Source organism: Pseudoflavonifractor phocaeensis (assembly GCF_038439875.1).
Classification (GTDB): domain Bacteria; phylum Bacillota; class Clostridia; order Oscillospirales; family Oscillospiraceae; genus Vermiculatibacterium.
Genome location: NZ_JBCDMT010000005.1, coordinates 243,890 through 266,843, shown reverse-complemented (window position 1 = coordinate 266,843; position 22,954 = coordinate 243,890). Strand labels below are relative to the sequence as shown.

Annotated in this window: 14 protein-coding genes; 3 read left to right on the top strand and 11 right to left on the bottom strand. The window is 62.2% G+C overall.

The genetic code is table 11. The features are described 5' to 3' along the window. Window positions 1–44: 44 nt before the first annotated feature. Both ygfK and ssnA read right to left on the bottom strand, forming a co-directional pair. Window positions 45–3,062 (bottom strand): putative selenate reductase subunit YgfK, encoded by a 3,018-nt coding sequence (ygfK, locus tag AAEU42_RS10965; protein WP_342233594.1) that lies wholly within the window; start codon window positions 3,060–3,062, stop codon window positions 45–47. 671 nt (window positions 3,063–3,733) lie between these two features. Then, a complete protein-coding gene (gene ssnA, locus AAEU42_RS10960) occupies window positions 3,734–5,074 on the bottom strand; it encodes a putative aminohydrolase SsnA (RefSeq protein ID WP_342233593.1) in 1,341 nt (446 codons plus the stop codon). 356 nt (window positions 5,075–5,430) lie between these two features. Here ssnA and AAEU42_RS10955 point away from each other — a divergent pair, with 356 nt between their 5' ends. After that, window positions 5,431–6,072: a helix-turn-helix transcriptional regulator gene (locus AAEU42_RS10955; protein ID WP_342233592.1), complete on the top strand. Its 642-nt coding sequence runs from the start codon at window positions 5,431–5,433 to the stop codon at window positions 6,070–6,072. A gap of 56 nt (window positions 6,073–6,128) precedes the next feature. Here the strand turns inward: AAEU42_RS10955 and AAEU42_RS10950 are convergent, their stop codons facing one another. The 9 genes from AAEU42_RS10950 to AAEU42_RS10910 form a co-directional block, all read right to left on the bottom strand. Further along, entirely contained in the window at window positions 6,129–7,553 is a 1,425-nt protein-coding gene (locus AAEU42_RS10950) for a uracil-xanthine permease family protein (protein WP_342233591.1), read from the bottom strand. A 223-nt stretch (window positions 7,554–7,776) separates the two neighbouring features. Continuing rightward, window positions 7,777–8,154 (bottom strand): RidA family protein, encoded by a 378-nt coding sequence (locus AAEU42_RS10945; RefSeq protein ID WP_342233590.1) that lies wholly within the window; start codon window positions 8,152–8,154, stop codon window positions 7,777–7,779. Between the two features lie 205 nt (window positions 8,155–8,359). Then, window positions 8,360–10,183, bottom strand: a complete 1,824-nt coding sequence (typA, locus tag AAEU42_RS10940) for a translational GTPase TypA (RefSeq protein ID WP_342233589.1) — start codon at window positions 10,181–10,183, stop codon at window positions 8,360–8,362. A gap of 186 nt (window positions 10,184–10,369) precedes the next feature. Then, entirely contained in the window at window positions 10,370–11,038 is a 669-nt protein-coding gene (locus tag AAEU42_RS10935; RefSeq protein WP_342233588.1) for a helix-turn-helix domain-containing protein, read from the bottom strand. A gap of 229 nt (window positions 11,039–11,267) precedes the next feature. Then, a complete protein-coding gene (locus AAEU42_RS10930) occupies window positions 11,268–11,636 on the bottom strand; it encodes a BlaI/MecI/CopY family transcriptional regulator (protein ID WP_342233587.1) in 369 nt (122 codons plus the stop codon). A 77-nt stretch (window positions 11,637–11,713) separates the two neighbouring features. Beyond that, window positions 11,714–13,018: an MFS transporter gene (locus tag AAEU42_RS10925; RefSeq protein WP_342233586.1), complete on the bottom strand. Its 1,305-nt coding sequence runs from the start codon at window positions 13,016–13,018 to the stop codon at window positions 11,714–11,716. Window positions 13,019–13,260: 242 nt separating this feature from the next. Further along, a complete protein-coding gene (locus AAEU42_RS10920) occupies window positions 13,261–14,520 on the bottom strand; it encodes a competence/damage-inducible protein A (protein WP_342233585.1) in 1,260 nt (419 codons plus the stop codon). 734 nt (window positions 14,521–15,254) lie between these two features. Then, window positions 15,255–16,430 carry a tRNA uracil 4-sulfurtransferase ThiI gene (thiI, locus tag AAEU42_RS10915; RefSeq protein WP_342233584.1) on the bottom strand — a complete coding sequence of 392 codons (1,176 nt, stop codon included), beginning with the start codon at window positions 16,428–16,430 and terminating at the stop codon, window positions 15,255–15,257. Between the two features lie 122 nt (window positions 16,431–16,552). Further along, the gene (locus tag AAEU42_RS10910) at window positions 16,553–18,070 is read right to left on the bottom strand and encodes a YifB family Mg chelatase-like AAA ATPase (RefSeq protein ID WP_342233583.1); all 1,518 of its coding nucleotides are present in this window, start codon (window positions 18,068–18,070) and stop codon (window positions 16,553–16,555) included. Window positions 18,071–18,317: 247 nt separating this feature from the next. On the opposite strand from AAEU42_RS10910, the gene AAEU42_RS10905 reads away from it, so the two are divergent. Both AAEU42_RS10905 and nifJ read left to right on the top strand, forming a co-directional pair. Beyond that, on the top strand, window positions 18,318–18,827 hold the full coding sequence (locus AAEU42_RS10905; protein WP_342233582.1) for a hypothetical protein: 510 nt from the start codon (window positions 18,318–18,320) through the stop codon (window positions 18,825–18,827). Between the two features lie 366 nt (window positions 18,828–19,193). Further along, window positions 19,194–22,871 (top strand): pyruvate:ferredoxin (flavodoxin) oxidoreductase, encoded by a 3,678-nt coding sequence (gene nifJ, locus AAEU42_RS10900; RefSeq protein ID WP_342233581.1) that lies wholly within the window; start codon window positions 19,194–19,196, stop codon window positions 22,869–22,871. The last annotated feature ends 83 nt before the right edge of the window (window positions 22,872–22,954 follow it).

Sequence of the window (22,954 nt, the reverse complement as noted above, 5' to 3'; positions counted from 1 at the left end):
TGCCGCTGCTCTTTTGGGGGTTTTTTCGTATTTTAGTGGGAAACTTACCGGATCAGGTAGCCGTAGGAATCCCGCACCGCCAGGATGAGCTGGCGCAGGGGCTCGTAGAGGCCGCAGGCGGGGTCGGTGACGTCGTACTCCTTCACCTGTCCGCCCAGGCGGACCTTGCAGCGGCCAGAGCCGTCCCCGGCGGGGAGGTAGCCCTCGTTCTCGCTGTTTTCAAAGTCCTCCTCGGACCAGTAGAGGGTGAATTTGTCCTTGTAGGGGCGGGAGTCGTAGGGGCAGAAGGTGGCGCAGTTGCCGCACTCGTTGCACATCCCGTCCACGTGGACGATCTGGGCCATAGCCATACCGGGGTCGGCCACGGCGATGTTGGCCCGGTTGGGGCAGACGGAGGCGCAGGTCTCGCACACGGCGGCGCAGCCCAGGCAGCGGTCCCCTTCCGTACACTCAGAGCAGTCGGCGCACAGGTCGCCCCGCTTGGCGTGAAGGGCGTCCTTGTCAAAGTCGGCGTTGAGACCCTCGAACTTCTCCAGCCCGCCCTTGTGGCCCAGAATGGCCTGGGCGGCCTTCATGGCGTCGGCCATGGCCTCCACCACCGTCTTGGGGCCGGTGTGGGCGTCGCCCACCACAAAGACGCCGGGATTGGCGCTCTCGGCGGTGTCTGCGTTGACGGTGACCCGGCCCTTGTCGTCCAGGGCCACCCCGTTGGCCCGGAAGAAGTCGCCGTCCACCCGCTCCCCCACGGCGGCGATGACGGTGTCGGCGGGGATGGCTTCCACCTCGCCGGTGTCCACCGGGGCCCGGCGGCCGGAGGCGTCCCGGTCCCCCAGCACCATCTTGTGGCAGAGGAGCCGGCCGTTTTCGTGGCTGATGGGGGCCAGCAGGGGGCGGAAGAGGACGCCGTCGGCCTCGGCCAGCTCCAGCTCCTCCTCGTCGGCGGGCATATTGCGCTTATCCCGGCGGTAGACCAGGTACACGTTCTCCACCCCGGGGACGCGCTTGGCCGCCCGGGCGGCGTCCATGGCGGTGTTGCCGCCGCCCACGATGGCCACGTTCTTTCCCAGGGAGACCTTGGAGCCGTCGGCCTTGGCGGCCAGGAGGAACTCCAGCACGTCCCCGGCCTGGCCCTGCTCCAGCTTGAGGGCGCCGTGCTTCCAGGCGCCGGTGGCGAAGATCACGTGGGTGTAGCCCTGGGCCTTGAGCTCCCCGGCGGAGGAGACCTGGGCGTTCAGCTTTACCTCCACGCCCATGGCCTTCACCAGAGCCACGTCGGAGTCGATGGCGTCCTTGGAGATGCGGAACTCGGGGATGACGTGGCGGACGATGCCGCCCAGGCTGTCCCGCTGCTCGAAGATGGTGACGGACACGCCCTCCCGGGCCAGGTAGTAGGCCGCCGCCAGGCCGGCGGGACCGCCGCCCACCACGGCCACCTTCTTGCCGGGGACCGCCGCCTTGGGCTTCAGGGTGGGCAGGAGGGCGTCAAAGCCCTTCTGGGCGGCCTCCAGCTTCACCTCCCGGATGTGGATGGACTCCTCATAGTTCCCCCGCATACACTTGTCGGCGCAGTGGTGGGGGCAGATGGTGCCGGTGATGAAGGGCAGGGCGTTTCTTTGGGTGATGACCTCCAGGGCCTCCTTGTACTTGCCTTCCCCCGCCAGCTTCAGGTAGGCGGGGATATCCTGGCGGATGGGGCACTGCTGGTGGCAGGGGGCGGTGAAGCAGTCGATGAGGGGCACCTTGGCCTCCAGCTTTTTGCTGGGCATGGGCTTGAGGGCCTTGTGGTACATGGGGTCGGCGGGGATGGCGTCCACCAGGGCTTCCACCTTGGCCACGTCCACCCCGGACCAGCGGTTGGAGCCGGCGCCGGCCAGGACCCGGCCGATCTGGCAGAACCGCTCGTAGCCGCCGGGCTTCAGCACGTTGGTGGCCATGGTGACGGGCCAGATGCCGGAGTCGAAGAGGCCTTTGATGTTCCGGGCGTCGGCGCCGCCGGAGTAGGAGATGCGCAGCCTGCCGCCGAACTCCTTGGCCAAAATCCCGGCCAGGGAGAGGGACAGAGGGTAGAGGGAGCGGCCGGACATATACATCTCGGCGCTGGGCAGCTCTCCCGCCGCCACGTCCACGGGGAAGGTGTTGGTAATCTTCACGCCGAACTCCAGCCCCCGTTCGTCGCACAGGGCTTGGAGGCGGCGGAACATGGGCAGGGCGTCCGCCATCTGGAGGTCCTCCAGGAAGTGGTGGTCGTCAAAGACGATGTAGTCAAAGCCCAGGGAGTCCAGTCGCTTGCGGGCGAACTCGTAGCCCAGGAGGGTGGGGTTGCACTTGACGTAGGTGTTGAGGCCCTTTTCCGTGATGAGATAGGTGGCGATGCGCTCGATCTCGTCGGGGGGGCAGCCGTGGAGGGTGGACTCGGTGATGGAGCGGGAGACCGCCGGGGAGATGGAGGCCACGAAGGTCCCGTCCACCCGCTGGAATTTGTCCAGGTTGGCCTGGGCCCAGGCCACGCACTCCTTCCAGATGGCGGTGTGGGAGGCGTCCTTCATGCCCTCGATGTAGGCGTCGATCTTGGGGGACTGGATGCCCGCCAGGTCATAGCCCACGGACATATTGAAGATAAAGCCGTCGGGGTCGCCCAGGCCCAGCTCCTTGGCCAGCAGCTTGCAGGCAAACCAGGCCTTGATGTACTCATCCATGGCCTGGGGGACGGTGAGCTCGGTGGACCACTCGCAGTTGTAGCACTCGTCCGCGGCGGTGATGCAGGGCTTGTTGACGCACTTGGACAGCTCTTCCCCGTCCATGATCTGGACGGTCTTCAGCTCAAAGAACCGGGCGCCGGAGACGTAGGAGGCCACGATGTTCTGGCACAGCTGGGTGTTGGGGCCGGCGGCGGGGCCGAAGGGGGACTCGATCTTCTCGGCGAAAAGGGGAAGGGCCTGGCCGTCGGTATGCCGGGGCATTTTCGCGGCCTGGACGCCGAAGATGGTGCCGTGGTCCTTGTATTCGGTGAGGACCCAGTTCATCAGGTGGGGGAAGGAAATGGGGCGCATGATGTCACTCATGGGGTATGTACCTCCGTTCTAATTTGGTTCGTGGTTGGGTGGGGATAGGGGCAGGGCGGCCCCTGGCCGACATAGCCGGCCAGCCTACGCAGAAAACTTGCCATCGGCAAGTTTTCTGAACGCTGCGGTGGATGCCAAAGAAAAGCGCTAACTAAATATACAAGTGGTAGCTTCTAACGACTGGCGCTCACGTCTGTCAACTCGTATTCTTCTTAGCGCCGCTGCCGCAGGGTACCGCTGTACAGACAGCGTTTCCAGCTCATTGGCGCGCCTAGGTACGCGGAAATTAGGCTTCCCCTGGGGGGAAGCTGTCGAGCGAAGCGAGACTGATGAGGGGAACTTATCTCTTTAGCAGGGCCTTTCCCGTATCCCCAGTTCCCCTCATCCGTCAGCCCTTCGGGCTGCCACCTTCCCCCGAGGGGAAGGCTAAAGACCAGTTTTCTGTCAAGAACACGTCAGCGGCCGAGCGGCGCTAGTGGGACCACGGGTCGCACAGACGCTCCCGTGCTTTTCCCCCTATCAATGAGCAGTAGACCTACTACTGAAAAGGGAACCTGCGCGCAAGGCCGCACCAGAGACTTTTCTTTGGGGGCTTGGGGGATGTTTCTTTTCCTCGGGAAAAGAAACATCCCCCAGAAGGCCGCACATCCCGACGTGCAGTCAGTCAACGCTCAATACACCCGGTGGTTCAACTCCCCCCAGAGCTTCTTGGACTGCTCCAGGCAGAAGGCGTTCACGGCCTCCTCGTCGATGTCCACGAACTTCCGGTCCTGGTAGAGGAGCCTGCCGTTGATGACGGTGGTGGTGCAGTCGTGCCCCTGCATGCCGAAGAGCATATGTCCGTCCAGGTTCTCGTCGGAGAAGGGGGTGAAGTCATGGTAGTCCATGACGATAACGTCGGCGGCGGCCCCGGGTTTCAGGATGCCCAGAGGCTTTTCAAAATAGCGGGCGGCCATCTTCGCGTTGTTCTGGAAGAGCATGGTGGTGGCCTCGCCCCAGCCCACGTTGGGCTTGCAGGCGTTGTGGCGCTGGATGGTCAGCTCCACCTTCAGGCTCTCCAGCATGTCGTGGGTGTAGGCGTCGGTGCCCAGGCCGATGAGGATGCCCTTCTCGAACATCTGGAGCACGGGGGCGCAGCCCACGGCGTTGCCCATGTTGCTCTCCGGGTTGTTGACCACCATGGTGTCGGTCTCCTTGATGAGGTCCATCTCCGCCGGGGAGAGGTGGATGCAGTGGCCCAGGATGGTCTTGGGGCCCAGGATGCCGTTGTAGTAGAGGCGGTTCACCGAACGGCAGCCGTAGTTCTCCCGGGAGTCGATGACGTCGTTCATCCCCTCGGAGACGTGGATGTGGAAGCCGGTCATGCCGTCGTTGGCCTTCACCATCTCCTCAAAGGTCCGGTCCGAGATGGTGAAGAGGGCGTGGCCGCCGAACATGGCCTTCATCATATCGGAGGGATTTTCCTTGCAGTGGCGGGCAAAGTCCGCGTTTTCCCGGATGGCCTGGCGGGTCTTTTCCGCCCCGTCCCGCTCACTGACCTCGTAGCACAGGCAGGCCCGCATCCCCAGCTTTTTGCACTCCTCCTCGATGGCGAAGAGGGAGCCGGGGATCTCGCAGAAGCTGGCGTGGTGGTCAAAGAGGGTGGTGACGCCGTCCCGGATGCTCTCCAGGATGGTGATGGCGGCGCAGGCCCGGGTGCCGTCCATGGCCAGGTGGCGGTCAATGTTCCACCAGGTCCCCTCCAGCACCTCCAGGAAGTTGGTGGGGTTGTTGCCCTCGATGGACAAGCCCCGGGCCAGGCCGGAGTAAATGTGGGTGTGGGCGTTGATGAGGCCGGGCATGATGACCCCGCCCTTGGCGTCCACAAACTGGGCCTGGGGATACTTGGCCTTCATCTCGGCGGTGGAGCCCACCTCCTTGATGACCTCCCCGTCTGTGACCACGGCGCCGTCCTTGAGGTAGGGATGCTCCGGGTCCCGGGTCATCAGTCTTCCGTTGCCGATCAGCAGCATGGCGATTTCCTCCTTTTCATCTCATCATAAATGCGTTCCGGCTTCCAACGTCAAAAAACGCCCATTCCGGCGTGGAATGAGCGTCCGTCTGGCCCTTGCTGACCGGGGCCGATGGGGACAAGACCTCATTCAGCCCGTGCGCGAAGCACTTCTTTGCAGCTATGACCGGGTATTTGGTTGTTTTTCACAGGGAAGACCCCTTATCTGGCTCCATCCTACCACAGGATTGTAAAAAAAGCAATGCTTTTTCGTGAATACCTAAAAATTTTTTAGCCTAACAATTTTTCTTGAAATCCCCAGTTCATATGATATAATGAAAAAATAACAGGAATCGACGCCCAGAGGAGGGGAACCGCATGTCGGAAGCCACATCCATGGAGTTTTTGTTCCAGCTGGCCAAGGGCCTGGCCAAACAGTTCGGGCCCAACTGTGAGGTTGTGGTCCACGACTTGGCCTCCAACGATCCGGACAGCTCTATCGTCGCCATCGAAAACGGCCATGTCTCCGGCCGGAAGGTGGGGGACGGCCCCTCCCACATCGTCCTGGAGGCTCTCCGGGGGGATTCTTCGGTGCTGAAGGACCACTTCGGCTACCTGACCAAGACCAAGGACGGGAAGATCCTGAAGTCCAGCACCATCTTTATCCGGGACGACGACGGCAAGCCTGTGGGCATTTTTGCCATTAACTACGACATCACCCTGCTCCTCTCCATGGAGGAGACGCTGAACCAGTTCACCGCCACCGAGGATCAGCAGAGGGAGCCGGAGCCCATCGCACGCAACGTCTCCGACCTGCTGGATGAGCTCATCGGCCAGAGCGTGAAGCTGGTGGGCAAGCCGGTGCCGCTGATGACCAAGGACGACAAGGTGAAGGCCATCCGTTTTTTGAACGACACGGGGGCCTTCCTCATCACCAAGTCCGGGGACAAGGTGTGCAAGTTCTTCGGCATCTCCAAGTACACCCTGTACAGCTACATCGACGAGGCCAAGGAAGGCTGAGCAGCGCGGCGCGAGAAAAGGCCCGGACCTGACGGTCCGGGCCTTTTTTGGTTTGCTTACCGCTGGAACTCGGCGTCGGTGGGGTCGTTGGTGGGATCGTCGTCGCTGAGGCGCTCCATCACGTCGTCGGTCTCGAAGGCCACGGCCACCTTCTCCACGTCCTCGGGGGGGTCGGCGGGCAGGATGAGGTTGAGGGCGATGGCCACGATGGTGGAAATGACCACGCTGGAGGAGCCGAACACGGTGGTGACCCAGCCGGGGAAGCCCGCCAGGGCGCTGGAGCCCACAGTGGTGACGCCCACGCCCAGGGCCACCGCCAGGCCTACCACGGTGGAGTTGCGCATGGTGAAGGTCTGGGAGGTGATCATGCGGATGCCGGTCATGGTGATGGTGGCGAACACCGAGATGGTGGCGCCGCCGATGACGCACTGGGGGATGGTGGTGAGGATGCCGGCGAACTTGGGCAGGAAGCCGGCCACCAGCAGAACCAGGGAGGCAAAGGCAAAGACCGCCTTGTTGACGACTTTGTTCACGGTGACGATGCCCACGTTCTGGCTGTAAGAGGCGGTGGGCAGGCCGCCGAAGATGGAACCCAGGATGCTCATAAAGCCCTGGCCCACGATGCCGCCGGAGAGCTCCTTGTCAGTGGGCAGACGGTCCAGGCCGCCCAGAGTGGTGGAGGAGAGGTCGCCGATGGTCTGCACCGAGTTGACGATGTACATGATGGCCATGGACACGCAGGCGCTGATATTGAACTCGATGGGGAAATGGAAGGGCACGGCGATCTGGACCATGGGGGCGGCGGCGATGCCGGAGAAGTCCACCATATTGAGGACCACGGCCAGGATGTAGCCCACGATCATGCCCCACAAAAGGCTGCCCAGCTTGAGGATGCCCTTGCCGAAGTTGTTGAGGGCAAAGACCACAGCCAGGGTGACGATGGCCACCAGCCAGTTCTTCATGGAGCCGAACTCGGCGCTCCCCGCCCCGCCGGCCATGTATTTCACGGCGGTGGGATAGAGGGACAGGCCGATGGTGAAGATGACGGTGCCGGTGACCAGGGGCGGGAAGAACTTGCGGATGGGCTTGACGAAGATGCCGAAAAGGATGGCCACGACGCCGCCCACCAGCTCGGCGCCCAGGATGGTGGCCAAACCGAACTCGCCGCCGATGGCGGTGAGGGTGGGGACATAGGCAAAGCTGACGCCCATCACCACAGGCAGGCCGGAGCCCAGACGTCCAAAGATGGGGAAGAGCTGGAGAAGGGTGGCCAGGGCCGTCAGGATGAGAGAAACCTGGATCATCAGGGTGCGGTCGCTGCCCGTGATGTTGCAGGTGTTGCAGATGATGATGGCTGGGGTGATGACGCCCACGATGGCCGCCACCACGTGCTGCATACCAAGAGGGATTACCTTCCCCATGGGGGGGATGCCCTCCATTTGGAACACACTGGCCGGCTGCTTGTTTGTCTCCTTTGACATAAACACTCGCCTCACACACTAATTTTTTTTGGACTAAAATATATTTTGCACTTGAACTATCATACCCGAATCCTGGAAGAAATGCAAGGGGCTGGGGGAACCGGCGGGATAGAAAAACCAGTTGGTATTTTGTACAAAATAGACAAAACGCCCCGTCCATTGGACGGGGCGTTTTTTTGAAAAGGCAGGTGCCAGCCTTTTTGGAACAAAAGCGGGGGGATGCTTACTTTACGGCGACGGCCTCGACCTCAACCAGAGCGCCCATGGGCAGGGCGCCGACCTGGAAGCAGGAGCGGGCGGGAACCTCGCCCTTGAAGTACTCGGCGTAGATGGCGTTGAAGGCGGCGAAGTCCTTGATGTCGGCCAGGAAGCAGGTGGTCTTGACCACGTCGGAGTAATCCATGCCGGACTCCTTGAGGATGGCGCCCAGGTTCTTCAAGGACTGGTGGGCCTGACCCTCGATGCCGCCCTCGGCCAGCTTGCCGGCGGCGGGGTCCAGGCCCAGCTGGCCGGAGGTGTACAGGGTGTCGCCGCACAGCTTGGCCTGGCAGTAGGGGCCCACGGCGGCGGGAGCGGCGGGAGAAGCAATCGTCTTGTTCATTTCAAAGTTCCTCCTTGTTAATGATTAAGGTGCTTTCGCAAACACGCTGGTTCCATTATAGCGAAACTGAAGAAAAAAACAAGCGGTCACTCTGTTTTTTTCCATAAGTTAGAGGAACTCTGCCATGGAGAGAGAAAATTTCTTAGCCCGGCGGCCAGGCAAAGAGAAAAAGCCGGGCCGCCCACGATGGCGGCCCGGTTTTGCGTTATTTCTTTCGGGAGGCCTGCTTCATCCGCTCGCCGTGGTCCAGGATGCGCTTGCGAAGCCGCAGGTTCTCCGGGGTGACCTCCAGCAGCTCGTCGTCGGCCAGGAACTCCAGGTCCTGCTCCAGGGACATGATGCGGGGGCTGGTCAGCCGCAGGGCGTCGTCGGAGCCGGAGGCCCGCATGTTGGTCAGCTGCTTCTTCTTGCAGACGTTGACCGAGATATCCTCCTGCTTGGGGCACTCGCCCACGATCATCCCGGCGTATACCGGGGTGCCCGCGCCGATGAAGAGGACGCCCCGCTCCTGGGCGTTAAAGAGGCCGTAGGTCACGGCCTCCCCGGTCTCGAAGGCCACCAGGCTGCCGGTGCTCCGCCGGGCGATCTCCCCCTTCATGGGGGCGTACTCCTCGAAGACGGAGGCCATGATGCCCTCGCCCTTGGTGGCGGTCAAAAACTCGTTGCGGTAGCCGAAGAGGCCCCGGGAGGGCACCAGGAACTGGGCCTTCATCCGGTCGCCGATGGGGGTCATGTCGATGAGGTCGCCCTTGCGGCGGCCGATGGCCTCGATGCAGGAGCCGATGGCGTCGGCGGGGACGTCCACCACCAGCCGCTCGATGGGCTCGCACTGCTTGCCGTCGATCTCCTGGAAGAGGACCCTGGGGGGAGAGACCTGGAACTCGTAGCCCTCCCGGCGCATGGTCTCGATGAGGATGGAAAGGCTCATCTCTCCCCGGCCCGCCACGTTGAAGGAGTCGGTGTTGTCGGTCTCGGTGACCTTCAAAGACACGTCCTTCAGCGTCTCCCGCTGGAGCCGCTCTCGGATCTGGCGGGAGGTGACGAACTTGCCCTCCCGGCCGGCGAAGGGGGAGTCGTTGACCGAGAAGGTCATCTCCATGGTGGGGGCGGAGATCTTCACGAACTCGATGGGCTCCACCGCGGCGGGGGAGCAGATGGTGTCACCGATGGTGATGTCGCCGATGCCGCTCATGGCGATGATGCTGCCGGCGGAGGAGGACTCCACGGGGACCTTGGCCAGGCCGTCGAATTCATAGATGGCGGTGGCCTTGGCCTTCTTGGGGGCCTCGTCGGGGGTGTGGAAGTTGCACACGGCAATTTCCTCATTCTGCTTGATGGAGCCCCGCTCGATGCGTCCGATGGCGATGCGGCCCACAAACTCGTTGTAGTCGATGGAGGACACCAACATCTGGAATGGCTTGGTGTCGTCGGCCTCGGGGGCGGGGATATAGTTCAAAATGGTGTCAAAGAGGGGGGTCAGGTCGGTGCCCGCCACCTCGGGGGAGTAGGAGGCGGTGCCCTGCCGGCCGGAGCAGAACAGGGTGGGGGAGTCGAACTGCTCCTCGGTGGCGTTGAGCTCCATCAGCAGCTCCAGCACCTCGTCGCACACCTCGTGGATGCGCTGGTCGGGCCGGTCGATCTTGTTCACCACCACGATGACCCGGTGGCCCAGCTCCAGGGCCTTGGACAGGACAAACCGGGTCTGGGGCATGGGGCCCTCGGCGGCGTCCACCAGGAGGATGACGCCGTTGACCATCTTCAGGATACGCTCCACCTCGCCGCCGAAGTCGGCGTGGCCCGGGGTGTCCACGATGTTGATCTTGGTGTCTTTATAGTGCACGGCGGTATTTTTGGCGAGGATGGTGATGCCCCGCTCCCGCTCCAGATCGCCGGAGTCCATGACGCGGTCCACGGTGGCCTGGTTCTCCCGGTAGATGCCGCCCTGCTTGAGCATCTCATCCACCAGAGTGGTCTTGCCGTGGTCGACGTGGGCGATGATGGCGACGTTTCTCAAATGCTGATTCTGCAACTTCCTGCACCTCAAATCTTTCGTGCTTCAAATAATCATACTTTTTTACATACGAACATCTATTATATCCTGGGAAAGGCAGAAAAGCAACTGTTTTGCTTTAAAAAACTCCCAATTTCCTTTTGTGTTCCCTTACCACAGCGTATTGCCCCCTATACACTGAGGGCAGGAATTACTGCTTCCGATTTATCTGCTTTGCTTCATTCGTCTTGCGGCAGAACCTATTGCAATTCCTATAGCAGATATCACTGCACCGCCCACGATCATCCCAAATTCAGGCATATTGAACTTGTGGAACGCTACCATGTTGGCCACGCTGAAGGTTGCGTACTCTGCCAACATATACATAACACCAAAAACAATGGCAGATACCCATTTTTGATTACCCCAGTAGTTATTCCTTCCAATCATTAAAGAGAAGATGAAAGTCGAAACCGGGAGCAATACCCATAGGAACATCAAGCTATATCCCATTGCATCAGATCCGCTTGTGAAGAACCAGAAAACAATAATTGCAAAAGCCCAGATTGCAAGGTAAACGGAAATAAATGTGATTTTTGCTTTACGGTCATTGCTCTTAACTGTGTTTGTACTTTCTTCCAGATAGTCTAAGTAATTCGGCATAGTCTTTTCCTCCTTTAGCAAGTGGTCAAGGCTGATGTGGTATAAGTCACTCATTTTCACTACGCTTATAATGTCCGGGTAGGTTTTTTCATTTTCCCAGTTTGAAACTGTCTGACGGCTCACACCAAGGACTTCTGCTACCTGCTCTTGTGTAAGGTTTGCGTTAAGTCGTGCATTTTTAATTTTAGAACCAATATCCATTAACCACACCACCTTTTCTATTGAAATCATACCGCTAAAGAAACCTTTAGTCTATCAGATATATTTTACGTCTTCTAAACTCCACAGTCAAAATCCTTTTACATCATACAATATTTCTCTGTTTTCACAAGGCAACGAGGATATTCACGCTGTTATCCGCCGCTCATTGGTGGGAACACATAATCGAATTGGGAGTTAAAAAAAGAAAACATGCCGCATTTTTTCTTGGAAAAATGCGGCATGTGGTATTTGATTCCGGTCACATATGAAATTCCAGGTCGGACAGGTCCCGCTGGTCAAGGCAGCCGTGCCGGCACAGGGCGGCGGTGAGGGCCTTGGCGTCCCCGTCGTAGAGGCGGGAGACCAGCACCTCGGTCAGGTCCCAGCCGTACTCGTCCCGGGTAAAGCCCGCGGCATAGGCGGCCACGTCGGCGGTCTTGTCCACCGAGACGGAGCCCTTTTCGGCCAGCCGGGTCAGCAGGGAGCGGACGGTGGTGCGCTCCCACCCCCGGGTCACCTTCAGCGTCTCCTGGAGCTCCTTGGCGGTCATCGGCGTTCCGGCATCCCACAAGGCCTCCATCACGGAGAGCTCGGCCTCCGAAATCCGGCGGCTGGCGTAATCTGACATAGCGACCCCTCGTTTCCTGTTTTTACTCCAATTTATTACTAAGAGTAAACGATTTCCAGGGAAATGTCAAGGCGGCCTCATTCTCCCTCCCTTCCCCGCTCCAGATCCCAGATGCGGCGGTCGGCCCGAAAGACCAGGCAGGTGACCGTCCCCAGCAGGCTTAGAAGGAAAAACAGCAGGGCGGCGCCCGCCCCTTTCCCCGTGCCGAAAAGGCGGGCAAGGAGGGCGCCGGGGCCCTGGGCGGCCATGAGAGGCTCGAAGAGCTTGTCCACCAGAAGCCCGCCCAGGGTGTAGCCCAGGGGGATGGTGAAAAACTGGAGGGTGTTCCGGGCGGAGTAGACCCGCCCCTGCATGGGAATGGGGATGACGCCGCGCATCAGGGCGTCCAGATTGGTATTCATGATCGGGATGCCCACCCAGCCCAGGATGGCCCCCAGGCACCAGACGGGGAGGTCACGGCCCAGGGCGAGGAGCAGATTTTCCGTGCCCATGGTCAGCAGCAGGGCGTTGCAGATGACCCGCACCCGGCTCCTGGGGGGCGGCAGTATGGCGGCCAGAAGGCTCCCCGCCAGCATGGCGGCCCCCGAGACCGTGTTCACGATGCCGTAGACCTGTTCCCCGCCCCCTCTCGGGGAGAGCAGAAGGGCGGGCAGGGCGGCGTTGTAGACCGAGGCGGTGAAATTGATGGCCGCCAGGAACAGGATCAGGTGGAGGATGCCCCGGTTTTCCCGCAGGTACCGAAGCCCCGCCCCGGCGGCGCGGAAAAGACGCTCCCCCTCCCCCGCCGCCCCGGGCGCCGGGGGAATGGCGATTCGGAACAAAAGGGTGCCGAAGGCGACGAGAAAAGTGGCCAGGTCGAAAAGGATGACCACCCGGAGCCCGGCCAGGGCAAAGAGAGCGGAGGCCAGCGCCGGAGCCAGGATGCTGTTGAGGGAGTTGGAGAGGGAGCGCAGGGCGCCCACCTTCTGGTACTGGTCCTGAGGGGCCAGCAGGCTGACCGCCACCTCGGAGGCGGGCTGCTGAAAGGTGTTCATCAGCCCGCTGAGGGAGTTGAGCAGGTAGAGGTGCCAGATCCGCAGGCCGCCGCCCTCTAGCAGGATCAGCACCGCCGCGGTGCAGCAGGCGGCGAAGGTGTCGCTGAAAAGCATGACCCGCTTCTTGTCCCACCGGTCGCTGAGGGCGCCGGCAAAGACGCTCATAAGGATGTACGGGGCGTAAGAGCAGACGGAGAGCAGGGCGGTGGTCAGGGCGGACCCGGAATTTTGATAGGACCAGACCACCAGAGCGAAGCTGGTCATGGAGCTGCCAAGGGTGGAAAAGGACTGGGTGAGCCACAGGAGCAGGAAGGGCCCCATGGCGTGGGTGTTCAAATGACGTTTCATACAGACTTTGCTCCTTTTGTTTGTATTAATAAAACAAAAGCAAAGCCTGTCGGGGCGATGAGTCAGAAAGAATATCCTCTATGCAGGCCGCCCGTCAGGCTTTGCATAGAGGAGAGACAAGGCAGAGTTTCACGGAGAAGTTCGCCTCCTTTCACGGCGCGGGGGAATCGGCCGGCGGCGGGAGAGGTGTTTCCGATTATCCATGGAAGCAGGCCTCTCCCCTGCCGGATGAGGACGCAGGCTCACAGATCCAGCCCCGTCAGCCTCCGGCGGACCAGGTCGAAGGCGTGGCTGGCCGCCACGGTGCGCACTCGTTCCCGGGGCCCGGCGGCGTGGATGGCGCGGACGTGGACGCCCCCCTCCCAGGCCAGGGCCACGTACACGAGCCCCACCGGGTTGCCCCGGTCGTCGGCGTCCGGCCCGGCCACCCCGGTGGCGGACACCGCCAAATCGGCCCCCAGCGCCCGGCGGGCGCCCTCCGCCATGGCCCTCGCCACCGGCTCGGAGACGGCGCCGTACTGGTCCAGCAGGTCTTGGGGAACGCCCAGAACGCAGTGCTTCACCTCGTTGGTATAGCTCACCACCCCCCCCCGGAAGGCGGCGGAGGCCCCGGACAGGTCGGTGAACCGCTTGGCGATGAGCCCGCCGGTGCAGCTCTCGGCGGCGGAGAGGGTGAGGCCCTGTTCCCGGAGCAGGGACAGGCACACAGACTCCAAAGAGGGCACGTCTGCGCCGTAGATGAGGGGGCCGAACCGTTCCCGCAGCTCCCGCTCCACCGGGGCGATGAGGGCCTGGGCGGCGTGGTCATCCTCCGCCTTGGCGGTGATGCGCAGCTCCACCTCCCCCTCCTTGGCGTAGGGGGCCAGGGTGGGGTTCTGGAGGGAATTCATTTGCTCCCGGAGCTGGTGTTCCACCGCCGACTCCCCCATGCCGAAAATGCGCAGGGACCGGCTGGCGATGACCCCGTCGGTGAGGTCCCGGAGGTAGGGCACGGCCCGGGCCCGAAACATGGGTCCGCACTCGGAGGGGGGGCCGGGGAGCATCACCACGTGGACGCCCCCGGCCTCGAACCCGCACCCGGGGGCGGTGCCCCAGTCGTTTTGGAAGGGGGTGCAGCCCTCGGGAAGATAAGCCTGCTGGTAGTTATTCTCGGTCATCTTTTGGCCCGCCTCGGGGTGGAGCTTTTGGAAGTAGGCCTCCATCCGCTGGGCGGCCTCAGGGTTGTAGACCAGCTTTTTGCCGAAGGCCTCGGCCAGGACGTTTTTGGTCAGGTCGTCGCAGGTGGGGCCCAGGCCGCCGGTGGTGATGAGGATGTCGGCCCGGCCCTTGGCGATGTCCACAGCCTGGCGCAGGCGGTCGGGGTTATCCCCCACCACGGTGTGGTAAAAGACGTTGATGCCCAGGGCGGAGAGCTCCTTGGACAAGGTCTGGGCGTCGGTGTTGGCGATGTTGCCCAGAAGCAACTCGGTGCCGACGGCGATAAGTTCAGCGGTGTGGGACATTTGACAGGACTTCCTTTCCAAATTTGTTTGTCCGCCTTGAACGGTGGTACCCCCTGCTGTGCTCCCCGTGGAAGAGAGATCCGCCCGGCATAGCCGGGCGGCCTACGCTAAAAACTTGCCACTGGCAAGTTTTCTTAACGCTGCGGGGCCTCGGCCCCCTTGTTTGGATTCATCCCCCGGGGCTGTCCGCAAGAGTGTGGGAAGACCCCGTCCACTTGCCTCGTAACGGGTCCGGGGTTCGACAGGTCTTAGGCTTCCCTTGGGGGAAGCTGTCGAGCGCAGCGAGACTGATGAGGGGAACTTATCGGCTTAGTAAAACCTTTTCTATTATCCCCAGTTTCCCTCATCCGTCAGCCCTTCGGGCTGCCACCTTCCCCCAGGGGGAAGGCTAAGGACATGTGCGAATGGGGCACTTATCGATCAAGAGCACGTCAGTGGCAGCGGCGCGAAAGGGGCTACGTGTCGCACAGACGCTCCTGTGCTTATACCCCTAGCTTCGGGCAGTAGACCTTCTACTAAAAAGGGAGTCTGCGTGCAGGTTAGCACCAAAGATTTTTCTTTGGGGGTCTGAGGCAGCAGCGTTTAGAAAATGCGCCGGCGGCGCATTTTTAGCGGAGCCTGGCCGGCTATGCCGGCCAGGTCACGCTTCCCTAAGACCGAAAAGAAATGTTCCCCAGATTTATCCACGTCCCGACGTACAACCAGGCACCAACCAAACAGTATCCGCCGACCCCTCATTCCACGCTGATATGGATGCGCTCGATATGGTCCGCGGCGTCCTTCACCATGGCGTCCACGTCCAGCTTTTCCTCGGCGGCCTCGCACTCGGCCACGGTGGGCCGGAGCTTGGGGTGCTTAGGGGTAAAGACGGTGCAGCAGTCCTCATAGGGGAGGATGGAGGTCTCAAAGGTGTCGATGCGCCGGGAGATACGGATGATCTCCTCCTTGTCCATGCCCACCACCGGGCGGAAAACCGGCAGGGAGGTGACGGCGCCGGTGCACTGCATGGCCTCCATGGTCTGGCTGGCCACCTGGCCCAGGCTCTCGCCGGTGACCAGGCACCCCGCCCCGGTGCGGCGGGCCACCTCGGCGGAAATGCGCATCATGAACCGGCGCATGAGGATGGTGAAGAGTTCCTCAGGGCAGGAGCGGCGCAGTTCCTCCTGGATGGCGGTGAAGGGCACCACGTGGACCACCAGCCGCCCTGTCCAGGGGGTCAGGATCTTGGCCAGGTCCAGCACCTTCTGCTTGGCCTCCTCGGAGGTGTAGGGGTAGGAGAAGAAGTGGACCATCTCCAGGCACAGCCCCCGCTTGGCCATCATCCAGGAGGCCACGGGGGAGTCGATGCCGCCGGAGAGAAGGCTCACGGCCCGTCCGCCCATGCCCACGGGCAGGCCGCCCGCCCCCGGCTCGGTGTTGCCGTGGACGAAGGCGGCGTCGTCCCGGACCTCCACGTAGACAGTGAGGTCGGGGTGGTGCATGTCGGCGGTGAGGTGGGGGTAAAGATCATCCAGCTCCCCGCCCAGGTATTGGGCCAGCTGGATGGAGTTGAGGGGGAAGGCCTTGTCCGAACGCTTGCACTCCACCTTGAAGGTCCCGGCGGCGGCCAGTTGGGGGGCCAGAAACTCCCGGATGGTGGTCAGCATGACCTCCTTGTCCTTGGCGCAGGCCCGGCACCGGCAGACGCCCACGGCGCCGAAAACCCGTTTCATGGCCTCGAAGGCCCCGTCCATATCGCAGTCGTCGCTCTGGGGCTCCACGTAGGTGATGGACTGCTTGGTGGTCACCTGGAAGGAGCCGTAGGAATGGAGCCTCCGGCGGGCGTTGGACATGAGCTTTTCTTCAAAGGTGCGGCGGTTCAGGCCCTTCAGGACCAGCTCGCCCAGCTTCAGGAGAATGATTTCGTTCAATGGAATGACCTCACTTTAAATATCTGATGTTGAAAGGGGGCCCCGATCCGACCACGGGGCAGTGGAATCAAGAGAAGGAAAACCGTCTTTTCAAACGGCGTCTCCCCGTTTTGACGGGAACGCTATTTCGCCAGCCAGCCGCTGGCCCGGTACTGGAGGGCCTCCGCCAGGTGGGGGACCTGGATGGCCTCGCTGTGGTCCAGGTCGGCGATGGTCCGCGCCACCCGGAGGATGCGGTCATAGCTGCGGGCGGTGAGGCCCATGCGCTCGAAAGCCCCCTTCAAAAGGGCCTGGCAGGGGCCGTCCAGGGGGCAGAAGGCCTCCAGCTCCCCCCGGCCCATCTGGGCGTTGCAGGGCACGCCCTCCGCCCCGAAGCGAGCGGCCTGGACCGAGCGGGCGGCATCCACCCGCCCTTTGATGGCGGCGGAGGTCTCCCCCGCCGGTTTTTCCGAGAGAGTGTCGAAGTCGGGGGCGTCCACCTCCACCGTCAGGTCCACCCGGTCCAGCAGAGGGCCGGAGAGCTTGGACTGGTACTTCTCCACGTCCTTGGGCGAACACTTGCACCGGGCGCCGTGGCCGTACCAGCCGCATTTGCAGGGGTTCATGGCGCACACCAGCATGAATTGGGCGGGGAAGCGCTCGCTGCCGCCGGCCCGGGTGATCTGCACCGTCCCCTCCTCCATGGGCTGGCGGAGGACCTCCAGCACGTCCTTGTGAAATTCCGGCAGCTCGTCCAGGAAGAGGACGCCGTGGTGGGCCAGGGAGATCTCCCCTGGCCGGGGGATGGGGGCGCCGCCCCCGGCCATGCCCATGGCCGAGATGGTGTGGTGGGGGGCGCGGAAGGGCCGGGCGGTGAGCAGGGGCCGGTCCTTGTCGGTGAGCCCCAGCACCGACCACACGGCGGTGGCCTCCAAGGCCTCCCGCTCCGACAGGCCGGGGAGGATGGAGGGCAGCCTTCTCGCCAGCATGGACTTGCCCGAGCCCGGCGGGCCGATCATCAGCACGTTGTGGCCCCCGGCGGCGGCGATCTCCAGGGCCCGCTTTACGTTCTCCTGGCCCTTCACCTCCGCAAAGTCCAGGACCTCCTCCCCCTCCGCTCCCGGGCTCCAGGGCGGGGCCGGGGAGATGGGCGCCTCCCCCGTCAGGTGGGCCACCAGCTGGGAGACGTGGGCCACGGGGTACACCGCCGGCCCCTTGGCCAGGGTAGCCTCCGCCGCGGCGTCGGCGGGGACGAAGAGGGCCTCGATCCCCGCCGCCTTTGCCGCCAGGGCCATGGGGAGCATCCCCGGCACGCTCCGCACCGCCCCGGAGAGGGACAGCTCCCCCAGAAAGGCGGCCTTGGGGGAGACCGGGGGCAGCTGGCCCCCGGCGGAGAGGATGCCCACCAGAATGGGCAGGTCGTAGACCGTGCCCCCCTTCCGCCGGTCGGCGGGGGCCAGGTTCACCGTGATGCGGGAGACGGGAAAGGTGAAGCCGCAGTTCTTCACCGCCGCGCGCACCCGGTCCCGGGCTTCCTTCACAGCCGTGTCGGGGAGCCCCACGATCTCAAAATTGGGTAGGCCGCCGGAGAGGTCGCACTCGGCGGTGACCTCGTAGCCCTCCACGCCGCGGAGGCCCAGGGAGCGCACCTGGGTCATCATGGAAAAAGCCCCCTTTCGTTTTGGGGTTATTGTACCACAGAGGAGGGGAGTTGGCAAAAGAAATGGATTTTCCCGGAAGGTACACGCCGCTGGGATGGGGACGGCAGGGTGCCGCTATGTAAAAACGGCCGGGTGGTGGGGAGGAGACACGCGGAGTTGAAAAATTGACTCCAATAAAACGAAGCGTATAATAAAGGTGTGAAATAAAAGTTTCGCTGTGAAATTACGGTTGAGGAGAGGAGTTTGTATGAAAGCCAAACGTTCGGCTGTTATTTTGTTGCTTTCTGGTGTCATATTAGTCCTCTTTACAAATTATTATCTTCCGAAAAAGCCTCCTGACCCTTTTGCCGAGCTTTGCGCAAGCAGCAGCGATGATTTGCCCATGGGATTCATTCGAAATTTTCAAGACGCCGGCGGCGGTTACTACTTTGTGTTTGATGATTTGGCTGGTCGGCTGATATCATATTCATATCAACCGCCAGCCGATGATCAAGAAGAGGCAAAAAAGGCCGCAGATCCCAAATGGAGCTTTGAAATCATCCTAACCAGTAGTTCCGACTTGCAGCAATATCATTTTTCTGTGCTGGAGAATGAGATCAATTATAGAGTATTGATTTCATCAGATTGGATTTCAATCAACGGGGTGCTTTACAAGCTTTATTATGCTGCTGATCTGGAAGAAAGCTGTGCCAAGTGGTGGACTTACTACAAAGATCATCAAGATGAATTGATCTGTGAGTACGTTTTTCCGACATGACACGCACGGGAACAGAGGGACGGCCCTTCCGTCTGGCGCCCCTCCCCCTAATCAGGAGCCCCCGGCGGCGCAGAGCGCCGCCGGGGGCCTTTTGCCCTCAGCCGCCGACATGGGATGTCTACTATATAAACGTCAAGTCTATGAACAAAACGCCCAAAAGGAACTCTCAACAGGTGATAAACAAAGGGGTTTAAAAAATCCTTACTTTTTCCATTTTGAGAGAAACAGGTGCACTTTCCACAAAAAAATGTCCCGAGAATGGAAAGAGGCTGTTTACAAAATGAAAAGCAGGTGATAGAATAAGGACGCTGCGTAACAACCGATTCAATTTTTTCCGTGAAATACCTGAAGGAGGAATCGTTCAAAATGGCGAGACAATTCAAATCCATGGACGGTAACACCGCTGCGGCGCACGTATCTTATGCGTTCACCGAAGTGGCGGGCATCTACCCCATCACTCCGTCCAGCCCCATGGCCGACTATGTTGACCAGTGGGCCGCCGCGGGCCGCAAGAACATCTTCGGCAACACCGTGAAGGTCATCGAGATGCAGTCCGAGGCCGGCGCCGCCGGCACCGTCCACGGCTCTCTGGCCGCGGGCGCTCTGACCACTACTTACACCGCTTCCCAGGGCCTTCTGCTGATGATCCCCAACATGTACAAGATCTCCGGCGAGCTGCTGCCCGGCGTGTTCCACGTGTCCGCCCGTACCGTGGCCACCCACGCCCTGAACATCTTCGGCGACCACTCCGACGTGATGGCCTGCCGCCAGACCGGCTTCGGCATGCTGGCCGAGTCCAACCCCCAGGAGGTCATGGACCTGGGCGCCGTGGCCCACCTGGCCGCCATCAAGAGCCGTGTCCCCTTCATCAACTTCTTCGACGGTTTCCGGACCTCCCACGAGATCCAGAAGATCGCCATCTGGGACTATGATGATCTCAAGGACATGGTGGACATGGACGCCGTCAACGAGTTCCGCGCCCGGGCCCTGAACCCCGAGCATCCCACCATGCGCGGCTCCCACGAGAACGGCGACGTGTTCTTCCAGCACCGCGAGGCCTGCAACAAGTACTACGACGAGGTCCCCGGCATCGTCGAGGAGTACATGGCCAAGGTCAACGCCAAGCTGGGCACCAACTACCAGCTGTTCAACTACTACGGCGCCCCCGACGCCGACCGGGTCATCATCGCCATGGGCTCCATCTGCGACGTGACCGAGGAAGTGGTGGACTACATGAACGCCCACGGCGAGAAGGTGGGCCTCATCAAGGTGCGGCTGTACCGCCCCTTCCGGGCCGACAAGCTCATCGCCGCCCTCCCCGCCACCTGCAAGAAGATCGCCGTGCTGGACCGCACCAAGGAGCCCGGCTCCCTGGGCGAGCCCCTCTACCAGGACGTGATCTCCGCCCTGTTCGAGGCCGGCATCACCGACAAGACCGTCATCGGCGGCCGTTACGGCCTGGGCTCCAAGGATACGCCTCCCGCCAGCGTGTTCGCTGTCTACGAGGAGCTCCAGAAGGCCGAGCCCAAGCGTGAGTTCACCATCGGCATCGTGGACGACGTGACCCACATGTCCCTGGAGGAGCACGCCTGCCCCAACACCGCGGCTCCCGGCACCATCGAGTGCAAGTTCTGGGGTCTGGGCGGCGACGGCACCGTGGGCGCCAACAAGAACTCCACCAAGATTATCGGCGACCACACCGACAAGTACATCCAGGCGTACTTCCAGTACGACTCCAAGAAGACCGGCGGCGTGACCATCAGCCACCTGCGCTTCGGCGATCAGCCCATCCGGGCCCCCTACTACATCAACAAGGCCGACTTCGTGGCCTGCCACGTGCCCTCCTACATCATCAAGGCCTTCCCCATGGTCCGTGACGTGAAGGACGGCGGCATCTTCCTCATCAACTGCCAGTGGTCCGACGAGGAGCTGGATCACCACATGCCCGCCGTGGCCAAGCGCTACATCGCCGAGCATAACATCCAGGTCTACACCATCAACGCCATCGACGCGGCCATCGAGATCGGCATGGGCAAGCGCACCAACACCATCCTCCAGTCCGCCTTCTTCGCTCTGGCCAAGATCATCCCCGCCGAGCAGGCTTTGGAGTACATGAAGGACGCCGCCACCCACTCCTACCTGAAGAAGGGCCAGGACGTGGTGGACATGAACCACAAGGCCATCGACATGGGCGCCTCCCTCCTGCACAAGGTGGAGATCCCCGCCTCCTGGAAGGACGCCAAGGACGCCCCCAAGGCCAGCAGCCTCACCGGCCGTCCCGCCACCGTGAAGATGGTGGAAGAGCTGATGGAGCCCATGGGCCGCATGGACGGCGACAGCCTGCCCGTGTCCGCCTTCTACAACAACGGCCACGTGGACGGCACCTTCCAGCAGGGCGCCGCCGCCTACGAGAAGCGCGGCGTTGCCGTCACCGTCCCCGCCTGGGATCAGGACAAGTGCATCCAGTGCAACCAGTGCGCCTATGTCTGCCCCCACGCCACCATCCGTCCCTTCGCTCTGACCGCTGACGAGGCCAAGAATGCCCCCGCCGCCGCCAAGATCGTGGACATCAAGGCCGGCAAGGGCAAGGGCGTGTACCAGTACACCATGGCCGTCTCCCCCCTGGACTGCATGGGCTGCGGCGTGTGCGTGGGCGTCTGCCCCACCAAGGCCATCACCATGGAGCCCCAGGAGAGCCAGGCCGCCCAGCAGGAGGTCTTCGACTACTGCGTGGCCCAGGTGGCCGAGAAGGCCGACATGGTGGGTGTCACCTCCGTCAAGGACAGCCAGTTCAAGACCCCCCTGCTGGAGTTCTCCGGCTCCTGCGCCGGCTGCGCCGAGACCTCTTACGCCCGTCTCATCACCCAGGTGTGCGGCGACCGGATGTACGTCTCCAACGCCACCGGCTGCTCCTCCATCTGGGGCGGTCCCGCCGCCACCTCCCCCTTCACCGTCGACAAGGAGGGCAAGGGTCCCGCTTGGGCCAACTCCCTGTTTGAGGACAACGCCGAGCACGGCCTGGGCTTCTTCTACGGCCAGAAGGCCATCCGTGACCGCCTGGTCCAGAAGACCGAGGCCCTCATCGCCGTGCCCTACACCGATCCCGAGTTGAAGGCCGCCGCTCAGGCCTGGCTGGACACTTTGGAGGACGGCACCGCCAACGCCGCGGCCGCCAAGAAGTACATTGCCGAGCTGGAAGAGTGCCGCATGACCGTGGACGACTGCGTCGCCTTTACCTCCAGCCCCGCCGCCGCGGGCGTCTTCGGCGACAAGCTGCCCGAGATGAAGGCCCACGCCCAGGAGATGAAGGCCGCCGGCAAGGAGTTCTGCGACTGCGAGGCCTGCACTCTGGTGACTGAGATCCTCTCCCACAAGGAGTTCCTGTCCAAGAAGTCCATCTGGATCTTCGGCGGCGACGGCTGGGCCTACGACATCGGCTTCGGCGGCCTGGACCACGTGCTGGCCTCCGGCGAGGACGTGAACGTCATGGTCTTCGACACCGAGGTGTATTCCAACACCGGCGGCCAGGCCTCCAAGTCCACCAACTTCGGCGCCGTGGCCCAGTTCGCCGCGGCCGGCAAGTCCACCGCCAAGAAGTCCCTGGCCGAGATCGCCATGAGCTACGGCTACGTCTACGTGGCCCAGGTGGCCATGGGCGCCAACATGGCTCAGACCTTGACCGCCATCCGTGAGGCCGAGGCTTACCACGGCCCCTCCCTGGTCATCGGCTACTCCCCCTGCGAGATGCACTCCATCAAGGGCGGCATGCTCCACTGCCAGGACGAGATGAAGAAGGCTGTCGAGTGCGGCTACTGGAACATGTTCCGGTTCAACCCCGACCTGAAGAAGGAGGGCAAGAGCCCCTTCATCATGGACTCCAAGGAGCCCAAGGGCGGCTATCAGGACTTCCTGATGAACGAGGCCCGCTACTCCGCTCTGACCCGCTCCTTCCCCGAGCGCGCCAAGGAGCTGTTCGCCAAGAGCGAGGAGTCTGCCAAGGCCCGTTACGAGCACCTGATGAGACTGCAGGAGCTGTACAAGTAAGATCAAAGCTCTCTGGGAGCGCCCCGTCAAAGACGGGGCGCTCCTTTTTTGGCAAAACGGGCGGCGGTCTCCGTCCGGCCCCG